General features: G+C 46.3%; 20 protein-coding genes, 1 pseudogene and 1 CRISPR repeat array. Of the genes and pseudogenes, 12 read left to right on the top strand and 9 right to left on the bottom strand.

Going from position 1 to position 23,279, the window contains the following annotated elements:
* The first annotated feature begins 302 nt into the window (after window positions 1-302).
* The 7 genes from NST83_RS01750 to NST83_RS01720 all read left to right on the top strand — a co-directional run bounded on the left by NST83_RS01750 (window position 303) and on the right by NST83_RS01720 (window position 6,854).
* Entirely contained in the window at window positions 303-647 is a 345-nt protein-coding gene (locus tag NST83_RS01750; protein WP_342416354.1) for a DUF805 domain-containing protein, read from the top strand.
* Window positions 648-801: 154 nt separating this feature from the next.
* Window positions 802-2,397 (top strand): spore germination protein, encoded by a 1,596-nt coding sequence (locus tag NST83_RS01745; protein ID WP_342416353.1) that lies wholly within the window; start codon window positions 802-804, stop codon window positions 2,395-2,397.
* Between the two features lie 40 nt (window positions 2,398-2,437).
* Complete coding sequence (locus NST83_RS01740; protein WP_342416352.1) at window positions 2,438-3,643, top strand: Ger(x)C family spore germination protein; 1,206 nt, start codon at window positions 2,438-2,440, stop codon at window positions 3,641-3,643.
* A gap of 23 nt (window positions 3,644-3,666) precedes the next feature.
* On the top strand, window positions 3,667-3,918 hold the full coding sequence (locus tag NST83_RS01735) for a hypothetical protein (RefSeq protein WP_137061295.1): 252 nt from the start codon (window positions 3,667-3,669) through the stop codon (window positions 3,916-3,918).
* Window positions 3,919-3,933: 15 nt separating this feature from the next.
* Window positions 3,934-5,085 carry an endospore germination permease gene (locus NST83_RS01730; protein WP_342416351.1) on the top strand — a complete coding sequence of 384 codons (1,152 nt, stop codon included), beginning with the start codon at window positions 3,934-3,936 and terminating at the stop codon, window positions 5,083-5,085.
* Window positions 5,075-6,196: an endospore germination permease gene (locus tag NST83_RS01725; RefSeq protein WP_342416350.1), complete on the top strand. Its 1,122-nt coding sequence runs from the start codon at window positions 5,075-5,077 to the stop codon at window positions 6,194-6,196. Before NST83_RS01730 ends, NST83_RS01725 begins: the two co-directional genes overlap by 11 nt.
* A 259-nt stretch (window positions 6,197-6,455) precedes the next feature.
* The gene (locus tag NST83_RS01720) at window positions 6,456-6,854 is read left to right on the top strand and encodes a hypothetical protein (RefSeq protein ID WP_342416349.1); all 399 of its coding nucleotides are present in this window, start codon (window positions 6,456-6,458) and stop codon (window positions 6,852-6,854) included.
* 77 nt (window positions 6,855-6,931) lie between these two features.
* Here the strand turns inward: NST83_RS01720 and pyk are convergent, their stop codons facing one another.
* Window positions 6,932-8,347, bottom strand: a complete 1,416-nt coding sequence (gene pyk, locus NST83_RS01715) for a pyruvate kinase (protein WP_342416348.1) — start codon at window positions 8,345-8,347, stop codon at window positions 6,932-6,934.
* A gap of 208 nt (window positions 8,348-8,555) precedes the next feature.
* Between pyk and NST83_RS01710 the strand changes: the two genes are divergently transcribed.
* From NST83_RS01710 to NST83_RS01700, 3 genes are all read left to right on the top strand, one after another.
* Window positions 8,556-9,344 (top strand): AraC family transcriptional regulator, encoded by a 789-nt coding sequence (locus NST83_RS01710; protein ID WP_342416347.1) that lies wholly within the window; start codon window positions 8,556-8,558, stop codon window positions 9,342-9,344.
* A gap of 296 nt (window positions 9,345-9,640) precedes the next feature.
* Window positions 9,641-10,147: a CRISPR direct-repeat array (repeat unit 32 nt; unit sequence GTCGCACTCCATGTGAGTGCGTGGATTGAAAT).
* Between the two features lie 286 nt (window positions 10,148-10,433).
* On the top strand, window positions 10,434-11,651 hold the full coding sequence (locus NST83_RS01705; protein WP_342416346.1) for a Tm-1-like ATP-binding domain-containing protein: 1,218 nt from the start codon (window positions 10,434-10,436) through the stop codon (window positions 11,649-11,651).
* A gap of 25 nt (window positions 11,652-11,676) precedes the next feature.
* On the top strand, window positions 11,677-12,507 hold the full coding sequence (locus tag NST83_RS01700) for a phosphoenolpyruvate hydrolase family protein (protein ID WP_342416345.1): 831 nt from the start codon (window positions 11,677-11,679) through the stop codon (window positions 12,505-12,507).
* 123 nt (window positions 12,508-12,630) lie between these two features.
* On the opposite strand, the pseudogene NST83_RS01695 reads toward NST83_RS01700, so the two are convergent.
* A pseudogene (locus tag NST83_RS01695) lies at window positions 12,631-12,936 on the bottom strand (transposase); the annotation flags it as partial.
* A 115-nt stretch (window positions 12,937-13,051) separates the two neighbouring features.
* On the opposite strand from NST83_RS01695, the gene NST83_RS01690 reads away from it, so the two are divergent.
* Window positions 13,052-14,470 carry a helix-turn-helix transcriptional regulator gene (locus tag NST83_RS01690; protein WP_342416344.1) on the top strand — a complete coding sequence of 473 codons (1,419 nt, stop codon included), beginning with the start codon at window positions 13,052-13,054 and terminating at the stop codon, window positions 14,468-14,470.
* 387 nt (window positions 14,471-14,857) lie between these two features.
* Here the strand turns inward: NST83_RS01690 and NST83_RS01685 are convergent, their stop codons facing one another.
* From NST83_RS01685 to NST83_RS01655, 7 genes are all read right to left on the bottom strand, one after another.
* A complete protein-coding gene (locus NST83_RS01685) occupies window positions 14,858-15,214 on the bottom strand; it encodes a hypothetical protein (protein WP_342416343.1) in 357 nt (118 codons plus the stop codon).
* A gap of 41 nt (window positions 15,215-15,255) precedes the next feature.
* Window positions 15,256-15,855, bottom strand: coding sequence for a hypothetical protein (locus tag NST83_RS01680; protein WP_342416342.1), 600 nt, complete (start codon window positions 15,853-15,855; stop codon window positions 15,256-15,258).
* Between the two features lie 404 nt (window positions 15,856-16,259).
* Entirely contained in the window at window positions 16,260-17,678 is a 1,419-nt protein-coding gene (locus NST83_RS01675) for a sucrose-specific PTS transporter subunit IIBC (protein ID WP_342416341.1), read from the bottom strand.
* Between the two features lie 68 nt (window positions 17,679-17,746).
* Complete coding sequence (locus NST83_RS01670) at window positions 17,747-19,222, bottom strand: sucrose-6-phosphate hydrolase (protein ID WP_342416340.1); 1,476 nt, start codon at window positions 19,220-19,222, stop codon at window positions 17,747-17,749.
* Between the two features lie 184 nt (window positions 19,223-19,406).
* Window positions 19,407-20,438: a LacI family DNA-binding transcriptional regulator gene (locus NST83_RS01665; protein ID WP_342416339.1), complete on the bottom strand. Its 1,032-nt coding sequence runs from the start codon at window positions 20,436-20,438 to the stop codon at window positions 19,407-19,409.
* Window positions 20,439-20,606: 168 nt separating this feature from the next.
* A complete protein-coding gene (locus NST83_RS01660) occupies window positions 20,607-21,449 on the bottom strand; it encodes an aldo/keto reductase (protein ID WP_342416338.1) in 843 nt (280 codons plus the stop codon).
* A gap of 24 nt (window positions 21,450-21,473) precedes the next feature.
* Window positions 21,474-22,679: an MFS transporter gene (locus NST83_RS01655; protein WP_342416337.1), complete on the bottom strand. Its 1,206-nt coding sequence runs from the start codon at window positions 22,677-22,679 to the stop codon at window positions 21,474-21,476.
* Between the two features lie 146 nt (window positions 22,680-22,825).
* Here NST83_RS01655 and NST83_RS01650 point away from each other — a divergent pair, with 146 nt between their 5' ends.
* Complete coding sequence (locus tag NST83_RS01650) at window positions 22,826-23,191, top strand: helix-turn-helix domain-containing protein (RefSeq protein WP_137061282.1); 366 nt, start codon at window positions 22,826-22,828, stop codon at window positions 23,189-23,191.
* Window positions 23,192-23,279 lie beyond the last annotated feature (88 nt).

Genomic DNA, 23,279 nt, shown 5'->3' with positions numbered 1-23,279 from the left:
ATTAAAGCGCTTACAATTAATTTGAAAAATAAAAGTACCTTCTGTTAAGAAGGCGGATTCAAACCTGACGGTTAACCGTACCTTTATATTATTCAATGAATGTGGAAAATTCAATATTTAATTTTATATTTTTATAAATTATTCATTAAATCATTAACGTTAATAGATTAGTTGCGCATGCACCTTTTTAAAACCATAATTTCACAAGTAAAATTCTATATCCTTCCTGCCGATATACTTGAAAGAACAATTTTGAATTACCTTAAAGTAAACCTTTAACTTTTATGGGGAGGTGAAAAAATATGCAATGGTATTTAAAAGTGTTACAAAATTATGTAGGATTCCAAGGTAGAGCACGACGTACAGAATACTGGATGTTTGTTCTGTTCAGTACGATCGCAACTTTTATAATTGGTTTGATCGATGGTATTGTAGGCTTAACTCCGATCTTGATGTACCTTTATTCTTTGGCTGTCCTGTTGCCGTCTCTGGCCGTTATAGCCCGTAGACTGCACGACACAGGCAGAACCGGATGGTGGATTTTGATCGGTTTAATCCCTCTTGTCGGTTCTATTATCCTGATTGTATTCTTATGCCAAGACAGTCAACCCGCTGAGAACAAATATGGAAAAAATCCTAAATTGTAATTGGTGCAGATGCCTGAAAACCTCTTTCATTCTTGTGAAAGAGGTTCTTTTCATATTCCCCTTCTACCCATCAAAATTCCAACAATAAGTTTATCAGAAGCCTCCTGCGTCCATACTGGATTAAAAAGCATCCGCAAGGAGAGGGAGAACGTTCATGCGTTTTCGGAAAAGAAACATCCACAACAAGTTTAAAAAGCCACCTGTCCAGCACAGCAATAGTCATTCTGCACATTCAGAGGAGCAGCTTAGTGCAAATATTGGACCCAATCTTCAACAGATCCGACAAACACTCGGTAACAGTACCGACATCATCATCAGAGAGGTTCGTATTGGCAAAGATGGTGACCAGACCATTGCTATTCTCTATACCGACGGTTTGGCGGATAAAAATATAGTCTCTGACTTCATTATGGAGTCGATGATGCTGGATAGTAGCTTGTCCAGTGACATGGAGCGTAGCATCCAAACCTCCTCCCATGTATTGCAGATTTTAAAAGATTACGCGCTGACCATCGGTGACATCCGGGATGTTGCCGACTTTGAAACCTTATATAATGCTTTGTTGTCCGGGGATGCGATCATTTTGGTTGACGGTGAGACGCAGGGAATCGCGGCCAGCGCACGAGGATGGAAGGATCGCGGGGTCACCGAGCCTGCCTCGGAAAATGTTGTCCGTGGGCCGCGCGAGGGATTTTCGGAAACACTGCGCACGAATACGGCCTTGATCCGTCGCAAGATTAAAGATCCGAATTTGTGGCTGGAAACACAACAAATCGGCCGCGTGACCCAAACCGATGTCGCAGTCATGTATATCGAGGGCATCGTGGACCATAAATTGGTCGAAGAAGTGCATGAACGGCTGAATTGCATTGATGTAGACGGCATTCTTGAAAGCGGGTATATCGAGGAGTTAATCCAGGATGAAACATTTACTCCTTTTCCGACGGTATACAACTCCGAACGCCCGGACGTCATCGCCGCCGAGCTGTTGGAAGGAAAGGTCGCAATCCTGATAGATGGAACCCCGTTTGTGCTTGTCGTACCTGCGCTGTTTGCTTCCTTCCTGCATGCGGCGGAGGATTATTATCAGCGTGCCGACATCAGCAGCTTCATCCGGGTTCTTCGTTACACCGGGGTTTTCATTTCCCTGCTTGGTCCGTCCTTATATGTTGCCATCACTACCTTTCATCAGGAAATGCTGCCGACCTCACTGCTGATCGGATTGGCGGCACAGCGGGAGTCCGTTCCTTTTCCCGCCTTTATCGAAGCGCTCATGATGGAGCTGACTTTTGAAATATTGCGGGAAGCTGGCGTCCGCATGCCAAAGTACATCGGGGCAGCCGTCTCGATCGTGGGCACGCTCGTCATCGGACAAGCGGCTGTAGAGGCGGGCATCATATCTGCTGCGATGGTTATAGTCGTATCCATCACTGCGATTTCCAGCTTCGTTCTGCCTGCCTATAATATGTCCATTGCTTTTCGAATGCTGCGCTTCCCCTTGATGGGGCTTGCCGCCTCATTCGGACTATTCGGGATTATCGTCGGCGGCATTGCTCTCATCCTGCATATGTGCAGCCTTCGTTCGTTTGGCGTTCCCTATATGGCTCCTTTTGCCCCTTTAATACCGTCGGACACTAAGGATACCATCTTTCGGCTTCCTCACTGGATGATGATTACACGTCCCCGACTAATCAATCAGAAGAATGTGAATCGCCGAAACAGCACCCCACCCCGGAAACCACGGGAATAAATCGGAGAAGACAGGAACAGACGGAAAGGGGTAGACAAGCATGAAACGGAAGACGGCATTTCTGTTCCTGATGCTTACACTCGTCTTGCTTCTGACAGGCTGTTGGAACCGCAGGGAGCTGAATGAGCTTGCTATCGCCGTCGGTATGGGGATCGATAAACATGGAGATCAATTTCGTGTCTCTGTTCAGGTTGTGGACCCCGGAGAAGCAGCAGCCAAAAAAGGATCAGGGGTTAGGGCTCCAGCCACGTTGTACACAGAGGAAGCGGATACCGTGTTTGAAGCCATCCGTAAAATAACGACGCTTAGTCCCCGGAAAATGTATTTCTCTCACCTGCGCATATGCGTAATCGGTGAGTCGATAGCGAGGGAGGGGATGGCAAAGGCTCTGGATTTACTCTCCAGGGATCATCAGTTCCGCACCGATTTTTATATTGTGGTGTCAAAGGGCACCAGTGCAGAGAACACTCTGAAAATTATGACGCCCCTGGACCCGATTCCGGCGAATGATCTTTTCTCCGCCCTAGAAACATCAGAGAAAAACTGGTCGCCCAGTATGACAGTGACCCTGGACGAATTGATTGCAGCTCTCACCAGCGAAGGAATGCAGCCTATCTTGACAGGACTTCGGATCGTCGGCAATACAGAAATGGGAGAATCGAACGACAATGTCCAAAAGATTGACCCGCCTGTCCGTTTACAGTATTCGGGACTTGCTGTATTCAGAAAAGACAAGTTAATCGGATGGTTAAACGAAACGGAAAGCAGGGGCTACAACTTCATTCTCGGCAAAGTGCAAAGCTCTGTCGGCTTTGTAGCCTGTCCCGAAGGCGGCAAAGTTGTTACAGAAATCATTCGGACCCAAACCGCCATAAAAGGGAGCGTTAACAGGGGAGAACCCCGGATCAATGTTAAAATGCAGGTTGAGGCCAACGTAGGAGAAGTCGAGTGTCAGGGCCTGGATTTGACCAAGGTGAGCACGATTTATGAGATAGAGAAAAAAGAGGAAGAGAAAATCGAAGAAATTATGAAATCAGCCGTCAGAAAAGCTCAAAAATTGTACAAAGCCGACATTTTCGGTTTCGGTGAAGCCATTCACCGCGCTGATCCGAAAACCTGGAATTCGCTGAAAAAAAATTGGGATCGTGAGCATTTTGTAGAATTGCCCGTAGACATCAAGGTCGATTTCAAACTTCGGCGCGTGGGCACGATTGGCAGCTCATTCCTGAATGATATGAAGGAGTAACCTACCAAAAGAAGGTGTTAAAGATGCTACCTAAAATACTGAACATTCTGGGCATACTGCTGGTCGCTGTTGCAATCAGCATGTTAGAGGTCCCGTACATGCGGAAAAAGAGGTTAAAAAAAGAGCTTTGGCTGTTTTCCATTCTGCTTCTTCTTGGGGTCGGAATCAGCATCGCCAAGGCATTAAGTTGGTTTATTCCTACTCCTCTGGATTGGATCGCAGCCGTGTATAGACCATTCAGCGATTTCTTAACTCATATCGGTCTAATAAAATAAGATGAGGTGAATTTGGTGCCCGGGCAGATCAGAATCTCAGCACGTCAGCTTATGATCCTGACGACTTTATATACGGTTGGGAGCGCAATCCTCATCATCCCATCAAGCGTGGCGCAGATAGCCAAGCAGGATGCGTGGATTGCCGTGCTTGTTGGGGTCACAGCCGGACTTCTCATCTTGTATTTGTACATCAAGCTCGCGTCGCTGTATCCGCAGATGACCCTGATTGGAATCCTGGAAGCCCTGCTCGGAAAGTGGCTAGGCAAGGCCGTCGGTCTTCTGTTTTTCGCCATATTTTTCATCAATGCTCCCGTTCCCGTTTTATTTTATCTGGGGAATTTTATGACCACTCAAATGATCCCGGAAACACCAATACAAGCTGTCAACATCCTTTTTGCGCTTATTATATTGTTGGCTGTCCGCCTGGGACTGGAAGTATTGGCTCGTTCTGCCGAATTGATGTTTCCGTTATTTATCCTGCTCTACATTTTGTTTACGGGTTTGGTGATATCCAATATTAAATTGGAAAACGTTCAACCTGTACTGGAGACGGGGATGGGGCCTATTTGCTCTGCTGCCCTGTCCTTTGTCAGCACAGCGTTTCTGCCTCATATCATTCTGCTCATGATCTTCCCGGCTTCTGTCAATCGTTTCGACCAAGCACGTAAAGCTATTTTCACAGGAAGCCTGATTGGCGGATTGATGTTGGTCGTGGTCGTTTCATTGGCTATATTAGTACTAGGTCCTGATCTAACCGCAAGAAATATATATCCAAGCTATGCGTTAGCCAAAAAAATTAACATCGGCAATTTTCTACAACGTATCGAAGCGGTCATGGCTACGATGTGGTTTATTTCACTCTTTTTCAGGATCACGGTGTATATGCACTCCATTGTGATAGCCATAGCCCAAATCTTTCGCTTGAAAAATGACCGCCAGCTAGTGCTTCCTCTCGGCATTCTTTTAGTAGCCCTGTCGACCATCGTATATCCCAATGTGCCTTATCAACAATCCTATGATACCAAGACGTGGATTCCTCTTACACTATCGTTCGGGGTGTTTTTCCCCTTACTGCTGCTCTGTATACATGCTTTGAAAAGGCTGGGGACAAACAAGAATAACAAGCCGGCAGATAAACGTGAAGATAGAGGTGAAGATGGTGCATAAGCAAGTCAAAATCTCCACATATCAATTGTTGATCTTAACGATATTATTTACAATCGGCACTGCAATTCTCGTCATCCCTTCCGTCATGGCCGCTACAGCTAAACAGGATGCATGGATCGCAGCACTCGTCGGAGTGGGCGCCGGGCTGCTGTTGATATGGCTGTACAACACGATTACCATCCTGTATCCACAGATGACCCTGGTCGAAATCATGGAGACCCTTTTGGGCAAGTGGTTAGGGAAGTCTGTTGCTCTACTGTTTATGGTTACATTTTTTCTAGGGGGGCCTGCTGCGGTGTTGTATGATTTGGGGAGTTTTTTGACTACTCAAATGATGCCGGAAACACCGATTCAAGCGGTCAATATCCTTTTTGCGCTCATTGTATTAATGGGCGTACGCCTTGGACTGGAAACGTTAGCTCGTTCTGCTGAACTATTGTTTCCGTTGTTCATTCTGCTGTATACGGCTTTTGTCGTTTTAGTCGTGTCCAATATCAAGCTGGAGAACATCCAACCGGTGCTGGAGAAGGGAGTTGGACCCATTTGGTCTGCTGCCTTGTCCTTTATTAGTATTTCATTTCTGAGCCATATTGTTTTGCTCATGATTTTTCCGTCTGTAGATCAGCCCGATCAAGCACGCAGGGCTTTTTTAACAGGGGGACTGATCGGCGGGTTGATTCTGCTTGTGGTCATTACGTTGGCCGTTTTGGTTCTCGGGCATGATTTAACAGCAAGAAGTATGTATCCGAGCTATTCATTAGCCCAAAAAATAAATATTGGAAATTTTCTTCAGCGTATTGAAGCGATCATGGCCGCCATGTGGTTTATTTCGCTCTTTTTCAGGCTGGCTCTGTATATGCACTCAATTATGATCTCGATAAGCCAAATCTTTAATCTGAAAGATGAGCGTCCGCTTATCTTCCCTATCGGGATGATTCTGATCGTTATGTCGGTGATCATTTACCCGAATGTCCCGTACCAGCAATCCTGGGATGCAAAAATATGGACACCTTATGTCTTATCTATGGGCCTCTTTCTGCCTCTTCTGCTGCTCTGTATGCATGGGATACAAAAAGTCTGGTCAAAGAAAAAAACAGGGACCGAAGGATAGATCGCATCCATCGTACGAGCTACCCTACCGAGCATCAGTGAAATTTTTTTGCTGTTACCTGTTTACAATGTGAACTTTTAGTTTATTTTAAACGAGTATTAAGCTGACGCTAAGATTGGGCGTGTATGATGTATTTAAGAATCTGGTAACTACATAAAAGCCAGATGGGCTAAAAGCAAGAATATTACTCCCGTTGGATATCCATATACCGTTCCACCCTGTCAGAATTTTAAAGAAATCAAAAGGAGACTTTACTCTTATGAATCGAAAACGAATCATGGTTATCTGCACCTTGTTGCTGGCGTTGTCTATTGGGCAGTCCTCTACATGGGGAAGTCGGGCCAATGCTTCTGCACTGGCTCCAGAGAGAGCCCTTCAGCTACAGGATAGTGAGGCTTCCAAAGATGATGAGCTGCTGGAAACACTGGGTGTATCCTCGGACGAGCAATTGTATGATGCGTTGTATAACGGTCAAACCTTGGCAGATATTGCACAATATAATGAACGGAACGCTCAAGCTGTCGTTGATTTGCAGGTGGCTCAGTTGACAGAGCAGCTAGATCAACGGCTGGCCAGCAAGAGCATTACGCCTGCACAGTACCAAGCCCATAAGGCAGAGTTGACGCAGGTCGTTGCCAAGAGTGTGTTTGGACTGTAAGCCTGCAACACAATAGTATGTAAAAAAGGCGCTGAGCCCGTTGGGGATCAGCGCCTTTCTGCTGTCTGTATCTACTCTTACACTTGATGTACTCGAATCAGGTTGGTGGCGCCAGCCTCGGCGACAGGAACGCCTGCCGACACGATAACGGTGTCGCCTTTGTGAATATACCCTGCATTCAGGGCGTTGCGGATGGAGGATTCGAACATTTCATCCGTCGTCACTACCTTATCGCCTTTGACCGGGAATACCCCGGATAACAGACAAATTTTAGCGAACACCGTATTGTTCGGGGTAACTGCAATAATCGGAGCCTTCGGACGATATTTGGACACCATACGGGCCGTGAAGCCACTGGCCGTAGACGTAATGATTGCTTTGGCATCCAACTCCAGGGACGAACTAACCGCACCTTGACTGATAACCTCGGTAATGTTGGTGCTTTGACGCGCTCTGCGCTTGTCGAACTGCTCCTGATAGTCAAATTGCGATTCGGCTCTCGCAGCTACAGCAGCCATGGTCCGGACGGACTCGACAGGGTATTTACCGGCAGCAGATTCACCCGACAGCATCACCACATCGGCTCCTTGCATAACGGCGTTAAACACGTCACTGACTTCGGCTCTCGTCGGACGAGGGTTGACCTGCATCGATTCCAGCATGTGTGTAGCCACGATCACCGGCTTGCCGACCAGGTTACACTTGTCGATCATTTCTTTTTGCATCACAGGTACGTCCTGGATAGGCACTTCGACGCCCAAATCCCCACGGGCTACCATAATACCGTCCGAAGCCTTGATAATATCATCGAGGTTTTCCATACCTTCGGCATTTTCAATTTTAGAATAAATTTGTACATGCTCGGCGTTATGTCCCTTCAAAATCTCACGGATCTCACGAATATCGTCGCCTTTACGCACAAAAGAAGCCGCAATAAGCTCAATACGCTGCTCCACCCCGAATTGGATGTGCTTCACATCGCGCTCTGTCACGCCCGGAAGGGTCGTATGAATCCCTGGCAGATTCACACCTTTTCTCGGTTTTAAAATACCGCCACTTACGATATTACATATCATTTCAGTTCCTTCAATAGAGGTTACCGTCAGATCGACCAAGCCATCATCAATGAGAATACGGTCACCTGCTTTGATATCCTTCGGCATATCCGGGTAATTGACCGAAATACGGTGCTCGTCCCCCAAAATTTCTTCCGTGGTCAAAATAAGCTGGCTACCTGGCTTCAGCAGACAGGATGCCTCTCTCAGCTTGCCAATCCGTATTTCCGGTCCCTTGATATCCATCATGACAGGAATAAAGGTGTTCAGTTCCTTTGCAGCCTGCCGCACATTTTCAATACGTTTAACGTGATCTTCCAGCTCCCCATGGGCCATGTTCAATCGGGCTACTGTCATACCTGCCTGGATCATTTCTTTTAACAAATGAATGGAGTCGCAGGCAGGTCCCATCGTACAGATAATTTTCGTTTTAAGCATAGTAATGTCATCCTCCTGAATGTCTTTACTGTTTGGTTTCTTATCCATTTTTCCACTTTCACTTCAGGATTTTTGCAAATCCTCAGTTCTCTATCTATAAACTTCTATGGTTCTATTTTACCTGTACCCGTGCGTCAAGACTATGAACTATAGTATGATGAATGCACTATAGTACAATACATTTTTAAGACATCGGAGAGTGATCCTCGTGATTACAATGACGGACATGCGGCAGGACCATGGTATAGACTGGTACGAAAAGGCTGGCCCGAATAGCAGCGACGATGACTTACTGTTCATCCTAGTTACCTTTGGAAAATGTGTATATTGGGTGAACGGTTGCAAGTTTATTCTCGGCAAGGGAGAAGCGCTGATTCTGCCCGGACATTTGCCTTACTACGGCAAGAGCATTCCTACACTTTTTCATACCAAGTATGTGATACATTGCCACAAAACATGTACGAACTACGCACTTCCCCTACTGAATACAGACCAGCCGTTGCTGATCAAGCTCGGATGCTACGATATGCTGCACGAACGGATCAAGTCGGTGTACTACCAATGGACGGAGCGACCGAGCTACTATGCCATGATGGCTGATTGCTTGCTGACCGAAGCGATGATTTATATCAATCAGGAATGGGACAAAGGTGACATTTCTTGCGATAAAGAGAAGCATGTAGAGCATATGAAGCAGTATATTCAGAATCATTATCGGGAAAAGGTGACGAAGGAGGAGCTTGGCGACGCCATCCGCAAAACGCCCAACTACGCAGCCACACTGCTGCGCGAGGTAACACGCCAAACGATCAGCGAGCATGTACATAATCAACGTATTAAAACCGCTATCTACATGCTGACCGAGTCCCGACTGACGATTCGTGAAATTTCAGAGTATGTGGGGTATAGTGATGTTTCCTATTTTCATCGAATATTCAAACGGCTTACAGGCTGCTCCCCATCCGAATTTCTGGATGAACGGTCTTCGATTGTCTAGCTTGTCTTGTACGGCGAAAAGAGAAGGCGGTAAAAGGATGGATAAGGTTGCGAAACTCCGTATTTAAATGTAAGTTGGATGCAACTGGATAGACAACAGTTACCACATTTTATAAAGTGCGAATGTGAAGCTCACATAAAAACCCCGGTTCCTTCGCACCTCGAAATTTGTCGAAAAAGGCTTGGATGGGTTAGAATGGGTGAATGTCAATGCTTGATTCAAGCCTTTTCGGCATCGTTTATTGCGAAAATGTATGATATTGATACCATTAGGGTATAAATCACTGCATTTTCGCTGTCGCACTCCATGTGAGTGCGTGGATTGAAATAGAACGGGTAGAATGGGCGCGGCGCTTGGAAGAGGTCGTCGCACTCCATGTGAGTGCGTGGATTGAAATTGCAACATTTCCAAATAGTATTGCTGCATGTTGAGTCGCACTCCATGTGAGTGCGTGGATTGAAATAGTTCGGCTTCCAGCTCCTTAATGCGGGCAGTATGGTCGCACTCCATGTGAGTGCGTGGATTGAAATATCAGACATATTTACATCCTCCTAAAATTTTGATATAGTCGCACTCCATGTGAGTGCGTGGATTGAAATTGCTCCAATAGAAGCTGCTGGTACTTGTCATGCCACGTCGCACTCCATGTGAGTGCGTGGATTGAAATTCGATGTTCAGCGGCACCGGGAACGGACGACTTTGCAGTCGCACTCCATGTGAGTGCGTGGATTGAAATCGTCCAAATCTTCAAGCACGTATGAACCGTCTATAGTCGCACTCCATGTGAGTGCGTGGATTGAAATCAATTATCTATGCCCCAGCGCTTCGATCACAAGTCGCACTCTGTATACTACGATTTTGGCGGAGTTCGAGGACTATCTAAAACAAAATAACATGACATTGACTCAATTTGCGGAAGTACAGATCTAACCTAAACACAAAAACATGAACATAAAAGCGTTTTCACAAATAAACAGGACCAGTATGATGAAGCTATAGCGATCGTACTGGTTTTTCTGTTAGCGAAAAAATCAGTATGCTACCTGCGATTGAGCATTGTTCTAAATGATCATACGAGGAGGCAGCAGAATGAAGACTATCGCAATAGCTGGAACGTTTGATACGAAAGGCGATGAGTACCTTTACATCAAGAGGATTGCAGAGCAGCTTGGGATGGGGACCTTGATGATTCATACAGGCGTATTCGAACCGGCCTTTATTCCAGATGTGTCCAATCGGGAAGTCGCCCGCGCCGCAGGCATGGACATGGAGGAGCTTGCGGCAAGGAAGGATCGGGCTTCGGCTACAGAAGTTTTGTCCAAAGGCCTGAAGAAGCTGGTACCACAGCTGTACAAGCAGGGCAAATTTGACGGAATCATTTCCTTTGGGGGTACTGGCGGAACCTCACTGGTCGCACCGGCCATGAGAGCCCTGCCAATTGGCGTTCCGAAGGTGATGGTATCGACCGTTGCGTCTGGAAATACAGCTCCATACGTAGGCACGAGTGATATCGTCATGATTCCGTCTGTGGTGGATGTAGCAGGATTGAACTCGATTTCTACGAAAATCTTCACAAATGCGTTATTTGCGATAGCGGGAATGCTCAAATTTGAGCATACGCATAAACCGGAGAAGAAGCCGCTAGTTGCAGCCACGATGTTCGGAGTAACCACGCCCTGTGTGACAGCGGCAAGAAAATATTTGGAGGAAAGGGGCTACGAGGTGCTTGTGTTCCACGCCACGGGTATCGGAGGGCAGTCGATGGAGGCGTTGATCGAAGCGGGCTTCATTGAAGGGGTATTGGACTTGACGACGACGGAGTGGGCGGATGAGATCATCGGCGGTGTCTTGAACGCAGGGCCGCATCGCTTGGAAGCTGCAGGCCGCAATCGCATTCCGCAGGTGGTCTCGGTGGGCGCCTTGGATATGTGCAATTTTGGGCCGAGAGATACCGTGCCGGAGAAATTCAAGGATCATAAGTTTTATCAGCATAATCCGACCGTAACCCTGATGAGAACCACGGTGGCAGAAAATGAACAGATTGGCAGGAAGCTTGCGGAGAAGCTGAACATGGCAAAGGAAAGCACCGTGCTAATGCTGCCGCTTAGAGGCATTTCCGCAATTGATGTGGAGGGGCAGCCTTTCTACGGCCTGGAGGAGGACCGAATGCTGTTCGATACCCTGCGTAAGCATGTCGACATCTCGGTTATTGAAGTGATTGAATTGGATTGCGCCATCAACGACCCGGCCTTTGCAGAGGCCGCAGCCCAAAAGCTGATCGCTCTCATGCAAGCATCAAATTCCTAAGAATCTAATAAGGAGGATATACGAAATGAATAAGCTGACCAGATCAGAAATTATGGCCAAATTCAGGGAAGAGGTAAAGAAGGGGAAAATTCTCCTCGGTGTCGGGGCAGGCACAGGCATTACGGCCAAAAGCAGTGAAGCGGGCGGAGCGGATATGCTGATCGTATACAATTCCGGTCGGTACAGAATGGCGGGCCGCGGCTCACTTGCGGGCTTGCTTTCCTATGGAGATGCCAATCAAATCGTCGTTGAGATGGGAGCCGAGGTGCTGCCCGTCATCAAGCATACGCCTGTTCTGGCAGGGGTATGCGGCACCGACCCGTTTCGAGTGATGGAGGTATATCTGAAGCAGCTGAAGGAGCAGGGCTTCAGCGGTGTTCAGAACTTCCCTACAGTAGGCTTGATTGATGGGGTGTTTAGACAAAACCTGGAGGAAACCGGTATGGGGTACGACCTTGAGGTTGAAATGATCCGTATCGCCCATGAGTTGGATTTGCTGACCACTCCGTATGTTTTTGATCCCGCTCAGGCGAAGGCTATGGCGGAGGCGAGAGCCGACATTTTGGTTGCGCATATGGGCTTGACGACCAAGGGCACGATTGGTGCAAAAACAGCGCTGACCCTGGACGACTGTGTAGAACGAATCGAGGCGATTATTGAAGCCGGTCGGGCTGTGAACCCGGATATCATGATTATTTGCCACGGCGGACCAATTGCAGAGCCGAAGGATACGGCTTATGTCATTGAGAGAACGAAGGGCATTGATGGATTCTTTGGCGCTTCCAGCATCGAGCGCTTTGCAGCGGAGAAGGGCATTACTCAGCAGACAGAGTCATTCAAGTCGATTCGGAAATAGCATGTTAGCAAGTGAAATATGCTTGAAGAAGGAGCCATACACCACTTTGTGCTGTGGTGTATGGCTCCTTCTTCTGATTTGCGAGTTTCGCAAATCCCCATGGGACCACGTCCCTTCAGCGGCATCAAATAACCATTTAAGCAGGACATAAACGATGAGCGCACAAAAGAGTTGCCCATAGACCGCATTTTCGGTTGTCCCAAACAGCGTTGGAATATTCAAATGTTGCTTGATCCAACGGAAAAAGACCTCAATCTGCCATCGAGCTTTATACATCTGTGCGATTTGTTCCGCTGTGACCTGCATTAAATCGGTAACGACTCGGGTGACTCGACCTTCAAAATCTCGAAATATCACCACACGATGACGTTGCTTGGAACGACGCTGCGGTGTCCCCAACTGGCAGGTGATATCCCGAATGACAGAAGAATCTGCTTTGTGGATTACATTAGTAAAAAATATATTGACATATGGTTAATTTTGGAGAAAAATAGAATGCAAGAATATAAAATTATGGAATTTTTATGTGAAGGGTGGTTATGACTTGAAGCATACACCTACGATTCGGGCGGAATTAGACAAATACCTAAAACAAGAGGGTTTGAGCCTAACGCAATTCGGGAATATTGCAGGCATTAACAGAGGAATAGTAAGTGGCATTGTAACTGGTAATAGTCCTATATCTGTTAACCAGCTTGATCTAATCACTGAGGCTATGGGTTTACCGGAAGGCTTTTTTTACGAACGGTTCATAGATGACTACATCATCGAACGCTCTCCCAATATGCGTCGAATTGAGCGGTTGCTATATCGTTGTGCAGAGCTGGACAAGCTGGATGCGATCCGTCGAATCGTTGGACAAATCATGGACAATCTACTCTATTCACCTAAACTATTTGAAATTGCAGAAGCGCTATTAGCACAAGGACGACATGCTGCTGCGCTGCTGCTCTATGAGAATGTAGCAGAAGTGGAGAAGTACCAACATTCTGAACGCTTGGCAGTCTGTCAATATCGTATATTCACGATTCAGATTGGAGATGATCAAAGTCGCAATCTCAAGGCAGCTACGATATTTGAAGCTTTTGTTGAGCGCCTGGATGAAATAGACCAGCTCGACGCATTGAAGGATTTGGCTAACGTGTATAGGTCTTTGCGTAAATGGGACAATGTTTACGAAATGGCAAGGAAAATGAGAAATAAAGCGGAAATTCAATATTCGATGAAACATCAACAGAAGAAGCGAGAGCATAATGAATCCGAAAAAAAGCTAAGTCGTCCTATGTTTGTGTACATCACCTATGCTGACCTGTTGTGTGCAAGTGTCTGTGAAGCCCAAGGCGATTTTCAACAAGCTCTAGATTATACATATGCCTACGCTAATTTAGATTGGGTCAAAGAGAAGGACGAGGATACCCGACACTGGATCGGTTTGTTTCAACATTGGGCGGAAGGTAATACTTACGTATATAAGCTTTTGTCTGGAGATATAAGCGTGCTTCAAGATTATGTTGAATATATTGCAGCGACATCAGGCTCTAATGAACAAGAGGAACTCTCCAAATTGTTGAATGTTATCATTGCAGCAAACCGATTTGAATTGGACGTGGATGATATACTTCAACAGTTTGAAACGGAGAATAATTCTTTTTCTGAACAGCCCCCATCCGATGATATGTATACTCAACAGGTGATACCGGACTATATCGCGTGGTTTGGTTACGAATTAGCATATTATGATTTACATCGAGGTTCTTACATTGATGGTTTTAAACATTTGATGTATTCAATGATAAGTTATCATAAACTAAATAATGAGACTTATTTTATAAATTGTATGGGTCTTTTTTTACACTTTCAGGATTATGCGGTTCCAGAAACTAAAACAGCATTTTTAAATCTTATTGAAAAGGTGTGGATGAACAATGTTGAAAAAAATGGTGCTGCTAATCATTGCGGCTAGCTTTTTGTTTATTGTAACTGTGCCGGATCAAGCACTTAATCACCACCATAGTATTCAGCCTTACGTTACCATTGGAGGTGCTTAAACGGATAGGAACAATAAAGCTCTGCTAACCTTAATGGGTCGGCAGAGCTTTTTTAGCTATCAGTATAAATACATGCTTTTTTATGCCTTGTTTTGCAGGCTCATCCCACTTTGGATACCTGATGCGGTTCGTGTTCCTCAGGTCGGAATTTTGCCCCCAGATTCCCCCTCACGGCGGACACCCTTGCTCTTGGCTAATGGTTGGCAACTGTCAGCCCCCATAGCGGACTTTCACCGACTAATTACGCGCCCATGCATGGCGCACAAAAAAGAACGCTCATTTTTACAAGCGTTCCGGAAAAATTAGTTTTTTTTCTCTTTTTTTTCGTAAACAAAATTATTCTTGATAACTTGCTTTGTCTGAGCTGTTATCTCCTCTTTATTGTCCCGATTTGCAACCTGATCGCTTGGATACTCATTCGGAACTTCAACAGGGAAAAAATCTCCATATTTTGTGTGTATAATTTCTGCTTGTGAAGATAACACTTTCTCGTTTATCTCCTTCTTTTTCTCAGGTGTGAGCCAGTCAGGATCATTGGTAGTTTGGGTTTGAGGCTTACTGCTGTTCGCAAAGGTCTGACTTTTGATAACAGCCACCGCCCCTCCGACAACGACAATTAGACTTGAAATAATAACAACTGTTCTGAGTCGCTTATTCACACTCACTTCCTCCCTTCCAAAAGTAATCCATTAAAAAAGATTTAATAACCCATGAATCCATTTCCGGAAATGGTATAGTCATTTAAATTATTTACTAACATTTGGTATTGTCCAGCTTCTGGTACCTTGATTTCAAATTTTGCATTCGTGCCTGTATATCTTCCGGAAACCATGCGAACCTTGCCCAAATAATCTCTACTCACAAGTGTATAACCAACATCGGGTTGAGACCAAGAACTATCATCTCCCCACTGTACCACACTTACAGGCACATACCCTGCATAACCAATTGAAAACTTATCTGACCAAAATCCATCGTTACGACTTAGGTGGCTAAATGACCAAGATGGCACAGCCATAGGGGAAATTTTTTCAATGGATTGAGTTTCATCACTTTTTACAATTACTGACTCCAGTGGAACTGCATTAGCTATAGCTTCATTATACTCCTCTAGCGTCAAGCCGCTCAAGAGCGTATCCGAATTAACAATTGAGGAGTAGGGTGGGAATAGGGACTGGTTAGAAGCGTCTTTAGCCAATGAAGATGAATCTGCATAAGAGCTTGCAGGATTCAACCCAATGGCTACCAACATAACAATTAGCATTGTTACAAGAAGTTTTTCGCAGATAATCGCTTCCAAATACTAAATTTTAACAACATTTATATAATAACACACAAAATAACCATCGTATATATTTTTTGAATTTTTTTCATTATTGACATAAAATTTTGTTTTCGGGATTTGATAAAAATCGCTACAGTTTGTCAAGGAATACCGCATTAAAGGAAGGAAACCATTCTACGACCCAAATCCATGCCATGGTAAATACTCTGGCAACCCGTTGCGTTCCGAACTGACTGGCGATCAAAGTCATGATGCGTAACCGGATACGAAATGCTAAAGTTTAAAGAAAAATGGCCGCCCCACTTGGATGCTTTCTCTAGCAGCCCTTTTTAACAAGGGGCGAGAGCGCTCCAGAGTAGAACGACCGTTACATTTAATTCCTAAGCGTGTGCTTACTTATTCATACCATCTAGGTGATGCTAATTGGAGGAACCTGCTGTTTTGACTTCCTCCAGCATTTTATCGTTATAGCCAAACATCCAGGTCAGGACAAAGGCTACTGCCATAGCAGCCACGTTTGCCAAAATATAAAGCGGAAGCTGATGATTCATGTAGAGCAGTGTACCCGGAATGACTGTAATGGCCATACCTGTTGCCGCCAAATGGAAGATGGAGGCGATAAAACCACCAACTGCCCCACCGATCAGACCCATAACAAAAGGCTTCATATATCTCAGGTTAACACCGAAAATAGCCGGCTCCGTAATTCCCAGAAAAGCGGACAACGAGGAAGGAAGCGCTAATGCTTTCAGCTTGCTGTTCTTCGTTTTCAGTCCAACCGCCAGACAAGCCGCGCCTTGGGCAGCCATAGCGCAAGTAATAATCGCGTTGAAGGCGTTTACGCCATTCTTTTCGAGCAGTTGAATTTCCAGAAAATTAAATATATGATGCACACCCGTAACTACGATAATCTGATGCAGAAAACCAATGACAATCCCTGCGATACCGAAAGGCAAATCCAATACCAACGTAGTTCCTTGCAGTACCCATTCTTCAAGAGAATGGAAAACCGGACCGATGGCAAACAGCCCCAGTATAATCATGATCAACAGTGTTAAAAATGGCGTAAGAATCAGATCCAGCGCTTCGGGTACCCGTTTGCGCAGTCCCCGTTCCAGCTTGGCTCCGATTAAACCCACGAAGAAGGCTGGCAATACTGAGCCCTGATAACCGACCACAGGGATGAAGCCGAACATCGTCAAGGGATGAGCTGAGCCGTCCGCAACAGCATAGGCATTGGGCAAGGCCGGGTTCACCAGCATCAAACCGAGGACGATACCGAGCACCGGGCTGCCGCCGAATACTCTAAAGGCTGACCACGCGACCAGCGCAGGTAGAAAAGCAAAAGCCGTATCCGTCAATACTTGGGTAAACAATAGAAAATTCGGTGAAATATCCTGCGGCGTCATGCCGAACAGGGCCAGAATTTGCGGCTGGGTAAGCAAGCCCCGCAATCCCATGAACAGCCCCGTAGCAACCAGCACCGGAATGATCGGTACAAATACGTCGCCAAAGGTACGAATGGAGCGTTGGAAGACGTTGCCTTCCTTTTTCGCCTGGCTCTTCACTTCTTCTTTAGAGGATCCGGTCACTCCGAGTTTCTCGACCTCTTCGAAAATCCGATTGACCGTACCTGTACCAAAAATAATCTGATACTGACCCGAGTTGAAAAAAGCTCCTTTGACCTTGTCGATTTCTTCGACCTTTTTCTGGTCAATCTTCTCCTTGTCATGCACCATAATCCGCAGGCGTGTTGCACAGTGAGCAAAGGACTCAATATTATCCTTCCCACCGATTGCTTGGATCACTTCTTTGGCTATTTCCCAGTTCTCCGCCATGATGTTCATCCTCTCGTTCATTCCGTTATGTTATTGATGATTAACGATCCACTTGATGATTTGAATATTCATGTAAAATCCCATTTTACCGCTTGGAAGAGAGCCTCTCCCTTGTCGGCAAAAAAGTGTATTTCGTCACTCTCTGGGTGCGGAAAAATACGACTGGTGAACACTTCTTCCCCATCATTGACGAAAATTTCCACCGAAGACGTATCCACGAACAGATGAAGCTTGATACGATCCCCATTCATGGCGCACTGTCTTATCTCACCATACGAAGCAGCGACTGGCTCACCCGATTGCGAACGGTCCAGCACTAGCTTGCGGCTAACGGCATCATATCGGATCACCGTTTTCTCGGTCGCACTTGCACGAAATTCAATACCGCACGCCTTGGCGCTCAAAAGATCAAACTCACAAATCAGCTCATAGGCCGTACCCTTGAAGCCCGTATAGGTTTTGCTCTCTGACGATAATACGTCAGCCACCCGATTCTCACGCTTTCTACGCAGCGTAGACAGCTCAGGTATCGGCCTTTGTATGAGCTTACCCTCATGAAGGGTAAGCTCCCTCGGCAGCGTCAGGCAATGCGCCCAGCCGTTCGGATCTGTCGGACAATCGATATCCGGTAATCCCATCCACGCCACCATAATACGCCGCCCTTGCGGGTCGATCATCGTCTGCGGTGCATAAAAGTCAAAGCCACGGTCCAGCTCGTGGAATGCCCCATGCTCCAATATTCTGGTCCCGGTATCCAGCGGCTTGCCGATCACATAGCCCGACTGATAAATATTGTGATTCTCATCCCCGGAAGGCTCCAGGCCCTGAGGAGAAAATACCAATACACCCGAGCCGTCCAGTTCAAAATAATCGGGGCATTCCCACATGTAGCCAAACATTTCCAGCCCTGTGCGCAGTTCCCCCTCAAACTGCCACGTATGGAGGTCGGTTGACCGATAAAGGACGGCGCAGCCTGTTAAATTCGCTCTCTGGGCACCGATCACACAGTAAAAGCTGTCTCCGTCCTTCCACAGCTTGGGATCACGAAAATGATCCGTATAGCCTTCCGGCACGTTCGGAATAACGGGATGCTCCCATTTTGTTATGAGACCGCTCTCATCCATCACTGCCATACATTGATAAGGATGTCTAATCCAGTCCCCGTCACGTGTATTTCCCGTATACAGCATATACAACTTGCCCTCATGCTCCATCGCGCTACCTGAATAAGCACCATGTGAATCAAAGTAATCACCCGGTGCGATCCCGATGCCTGCGTCGTCCCATGCGACCAAATCTCTGGACTTCAAATGATACCAGTATTTCATTCCATGATCGGTTCCAAACGGGAACCACTGATAGAACAAATGGTATTCACCCTGATAATATGAAAAGCCATTGGGATCATTGAGCAAGCCTGTCGATGGCTGAATATGAAACTCCTGGCGCCAGTGACATTGCTCCACCTTTTTCTCCAAGCTGGCTATTTCACCGGGCTCTGCCTGCTCAATCAGTCGATACTTTTGTTCTTTTGTCATTTTCATAGGTGTACCTCATTCTTATTAAAAACTTTCGCCTCAGGAACCGGTTCCAATGTAAATGAAAAAAATAATATAGGAACCGGTTCCTATGCGATTAAAAAAATATACTCATCCATGGATTTGCAACCGATTCCACTTGTGCCCGAGTGCTATGGAACCGGTTTCGAAGAAATTATAATCCACCTGTTCAGCGTTTGTCAACGCTTTCTCTCTCTATAAGGGAATAATTCATAACAGTCACTTTCTCTACTGGTTTGTGTTCTACCAGCCGTACAATATTTTGCGCCGCTACGCGTCCTGCTTCCATGTACGGATATTGCACGGTTGTTAGTGCAGGATGGATCACCTCTGTAATATCGTATCCCCCGAAGCCAGTCACCGACAATTCCGACGGAATAGCAATTCCTCTGGAATACGCCGCATTAATCACGCCAAGCGCAATATTATCCGTAGCACACACCATTAATGACGGCTTAAAGCCATCTAAAATCGCAGACGCAGCCACCCGTGCATCGGACATTTTAAAGCCGGTTTCATAGTATCTGATATCGTACCCGGCGGCTCGCTCCAGTTGCTTCACATCGTCCCTATGAGCTTGATCGAGCAATGCATCCTGAACAGCCTGCTTAAAGCCCTCCTTGCGCCGTACACCGACAGCGACATCCTTTTCCGTAACGCCGACGTAGGCAATTTCACGGTGGCCCTGTGACAGAACATACGCGCCGATATCATATCCCGCCCGGTAGTCATCATGGATAAGGCTGTGAAGCTGTGTGTGCTGCTGTCCCACCAGCAAAACCGGAATCGCAATGTCGCGGATCGCGGTCAGATGCTCATCGGTAATTTCGGCAGCCAGTAAAATAATACCGGAAATCTTTTGCCGACCCAGCTCGTAAATGGCTTCGATTTCGCGCTTCACATCCTGACTCGTATTCGAGATCAGCATCTGATAATGCTGCGCCCGCAGCTCTTCATCTATACCCATCAGCGTATGGGATGTGGCAAAGGAATCCAGACGCGGCACAACGGTTCCGATAATGTTAGTCCGCTTCGCTTTCAAGCTCTGGGCAAAGGTATTAGGTACATAACCTGTGTCCTTGACCACCTTTTCAATTTTTCGTCTCGTATCCACACTGACAGCCCCGCCGTTCAAAAAACGGGATACCGTGCTCTTGGCCACACCAGCCATTTGGGCTATATCTGCAATCGTCTTATTCATGAGGTCCCCCGGATTGTCTTCATTTTCACAAGCTTCCAAAACATCTCTTTTATCATACCCTATAATACCATATGGCGGGGTTGGAATGCTGTGGCTCCAGACCCATCAAGGACAAAAAACACCGCTCCTTTCATTGAAGAAAGGAACGGCGTATCTTGGAAATAGAGTTTAAAAATCAAAGTTATCCGGATCAGGACCTACCCGATGATTCGCATTTAATGCCTGAATTCGTTCCATATCCTCTTGCGTCAATTCAAAATCAAAAATGTCGGCATTTTCGACAATCCGATGCGCCTTGGTAGACTTGGGAATGGTGACAACTCCCTGCTGCACATCCCAGCGCAAAATCACTTGCGCCACCGATTTACCATACTTGGTCGCTATGTCTTGCAGTACCGCATGATCGAGCAGTTGGCCTTGCATTAATGGGGACCAGGCTTCCATTTGAATGTTGTTCTTTTGACAGAATTGCAGTAGCTCGGTTTGTGTTAATTGTGGATGAAATTCCACCTGATTCACCATTGGCGTGATTTCAGCATCCTTCATAAGGTCCTCCAAATGATGAGTCTGGAAGTTGCTGACTCCGATTGCCTTGATCCGCCCTTCCTTATACAAGGACTCCAACGCTCTCCAGGCTTCTTTATACTTGCCTTGAACCGGCCAATGAATCAGATACAGATCCAGATACTCCAGACCCAGCTTGTCCAGACTTACTTCATAGGCTGCCCGTGTCTCTTCATACCCCAAATCGGCATTCCACACTTTGGACGTTACGAAAAGGTCTTCTCTAGACAGGTTATTTTCCTGAAGAGCTTCCCGGATGGCTTGTCCTACACTACTTTCGTTAGCATAAGCTGCGGCTGTATCTATACTGCGATAACCATGCTTCACAGCCGCCTTGATGGCATCGACCAGCTCTGAGCCTTCCTCCACCTTAAATACCCCGATTCCGAACCAAGGCATGTGAACTCCGTTGTGCAATGTTGTTGTGCTGTGTAAGTTTTGAGTCATTGTTTATCTTCCTCTCTGCATTTTTTAAGATTGTGAACCTATAGCGGTGATTATATCCCTTTTTTCTAGCGCGCGACTCCAGCCTGTAAGTAGAACCGCAGCGAAAACCATAATCGCCCCGATCCAGGTCGTATGAATAAGACCCAAGGAATCAGTCACCCTTCCACCCACGTATGCTCCAATCGCAATTCCCGCGTTGAAAGCAGCGATATTGACGGCGGAAGCGACATCTACAGCTTTGGGGGCAAAACGTTCAGCCAACATCACCACATATACCTGTAGGCCGGGCACGTTCATGAACGCAAGCAATCCCATAAAAAAGATCGTAATCAGTCCGGCGGTTTTAAAAGGAGCAGTGAACAGCAGGACGAGCAGGACAATCGCTTGAATCAAAAACATGTAAAATAAAGCTGAAAGCGGCTTGCGGTTTGCAGCTTTTCCACCCATAACATTCCCAATAGCAATCGCAATTCCATACAGCAAAAGAATAAACGTTACCGTACTTTGCTTAAATCCGGTTATGTCGTGAAGCAATGGAGATAAATAAGTAAACACCACAAACGTGCCTCCATACCCCAAGGCTGTAATGATAAATGCAAGCAGCAAGCGGCCATTGGTAACCAGTTTGACTTGCTCGCGGAAAGGGGTTCTGTTCCCCTTTCGCAGAGTGGACGGCAGCAAAATTAGATTCGCAATGAGTGCCACCACACCGACGATCACAATCGCCATGAAGGCCGCTCGCCAGCCCCATTGCTGTCCGATAAAGGTTCCCAAGGGTACACCCGTGACCGTGGCTACGGTTAGCCCGGAGAACATAATGGAAATGGCACTGGCTCGGCGGTCATTGGGTACAAGGTCGGCTGCGATAGTGGAGCCAATGGACATGAACACCCCATGGGAGAACGCCGAGATCACGCGTGCAATCAGCAGCATGACAATTCCACCGGAGAACGCAGCGAGGCTGTTGCCTGCAATAAATACAATCATGATCCACAGCAGCAGCGTTTTACGGGGAACACTTGATGTTAACGAGGTCAGGACCGGCGCTCCGATGGTTACCCCTAATGCGTACAAAGTAACGGTTAAGGCAGACATGGTTACGGATATGTGCAAGTCCTCAGCGATCAGGGGAAGCAGCCCCACGCTGATGAACTCGGTTGTCCCAATGGCAAAGGCGCTTACGGCTAAAGCCAGTAATGGCCAAATACTTCGTTTTGAGTCTGACGACATGTGGTTCACTCCTAATCTATAGAAATCTTCGACCAGCAGATGTTATTATGAGTTATTCAAACAATTATGAACAGTACGTACTTTTTAGTAATATAGGTACCAAAAAGTACCCTAAACCAAAAGTAAAGCACACGGAGGGATCGACATTGGGTCAGAAAAAATACAACATCTCGGTTGAGGCGACTTTAGAGGTGATCGGTGGGAAGTGGAAGTGTGTGATCCTGTGTCATTTGACACATGGGAAAATGCGGACAAGCGAATTGAAACGCATCATGCCTTCGATTACACAAAAAATGCTGACGCAGCAGCTTCGGGAATTAGAGGAAGACGGCATCGTCAATCGAATTAGCTACAATCAGGTACCTCCCAAAGTGGAGTACGAGCTTAGTGAATATGGATGTAGTCTGAAGAGCATTTTGGATTCTCTGTGCGCCTGGGGAGAAAAGCATATTATTAAGGAGTACGGGGATAAATCCGTTGTACTGGAGGATAACATTCTGAATAAGCTGTAAAAAAAGAGTACACCCATTCCTTCTTCCTAAGTCCTTGTACCCTTGATAACTTTGTACAATAATTTACAATGTAAAAAGTTTCACACAC

The sequence above is a fragment of the Paenibacillus sp. FSL R10-2782 genome, from assembly GCF_038592985.1.
Taxonomy (GTDB): Bacteria; Bacillota; Bacilli; order Paenibacillales; family Paenibacillaceae; genus Paenibacillus; species Paenibacillus terrae_C.
The sequence above is the reverse complement of the archived record's forward strand: the minus strand, read 5'-3'. Positions and strand labels throughout refer to the sequence as shown.

Bases quoted from the DNA above. Each gene is read 5' to 3' on its own strand.
- NST83_RS01670 (WP_342416340.1), bottom strand. From the start codon at position 19,222: ATGAAAATGACAAAAGAACAAAAGTATCGACTGATTGAGCAGGCAGAG.
- NST83_RS01735 (WP_137061295.1), top strand. From the start codon at position 3,667: ATGCTACCTAAAATACTGAACATTCTGGGCATACTGCTGGTCGCTGTT.
- NST83_RS01700 (WP_342416345.1), top strand. From the start codon at position 11,677: ATGAATAAGCTGACCAGATCAGAAATTATGGCCAAATTCAGGGAAGAG.
- NST83_RS01655 (WP_342416337.1), bottom strand. From the start codon at position 22,679: ATGTCGTCAGACTCAAAACGAAGTATTTGGCCATTACTGGCTTTAGCC.
- NST83_RS01720 (WP_342416349.1), top strand. From the start codon at position 6,456: ATGAATCGAAAACGAATCATGGTTATCTGCACCTTGTTGCTGGCGTTG.
- NST83_RS01665 (WP_342416339.1), bottom strand. From the start codon at position 20,438: ATGAATAAGACGATTGCAGATATAGCCCAAATGGCTGGTGTGGCCAAG.
- NST83_RS01725 (WP_342416350.1), top strand. From the start codon at position 5,075: ATGGTGCATAAGCAAGTCAAAATCTCCACATATCAATTGTTGATCTTA.
- NST83_RS01740 (WP_342416352.1), top strand. From the start codon at position 2,438: ATGAAACGGAAGACGGCATTTCTGTTCCTGATGCTTACACTCGTCTTG.
- pyk (WP_342416348.1), bottom strand. From the start codon at position 8,347: ATGCTTAAAACGAAAATTATCTGTACGATGGGACCTGCCTGCGACTCC.
- NST83_RS01750 (WP_342416354.1), top strand. From the start codon at position 303: ATGCAATGGTATTTAAAAGTGTTACAAAATTATGTAGGATTCCAAGGT.
- NST83_RS01660 (WP_342416338.1), bottom strand. From the start codon at position 21,449: ATGACTCAAAACTTACACAGCACAACAACATTGCACAACGGAGTTCAC.
- NST83_RS01675 (WP_342416341.1), bottom strand. From the start codon at position 17,678: ATGGCGGAGAACTGGGAAATAGCCAAAGAAGTGATCCAAGCAATCGGT.
- NST83_RS01705 (WP_342416346.1), top strand. From the start codon at position 10,434: ATGAAGACTATCGCAATAGCTGGAACGTTTGATACGAAAGGCGATGAG.
- NST83_RS01745 (WP_342416353.1), top strand. From the start codon at position 802: ATGCGTTTTCGGAAAAGAAACATCCACAACAAGTTTAAAAAGCCACCT.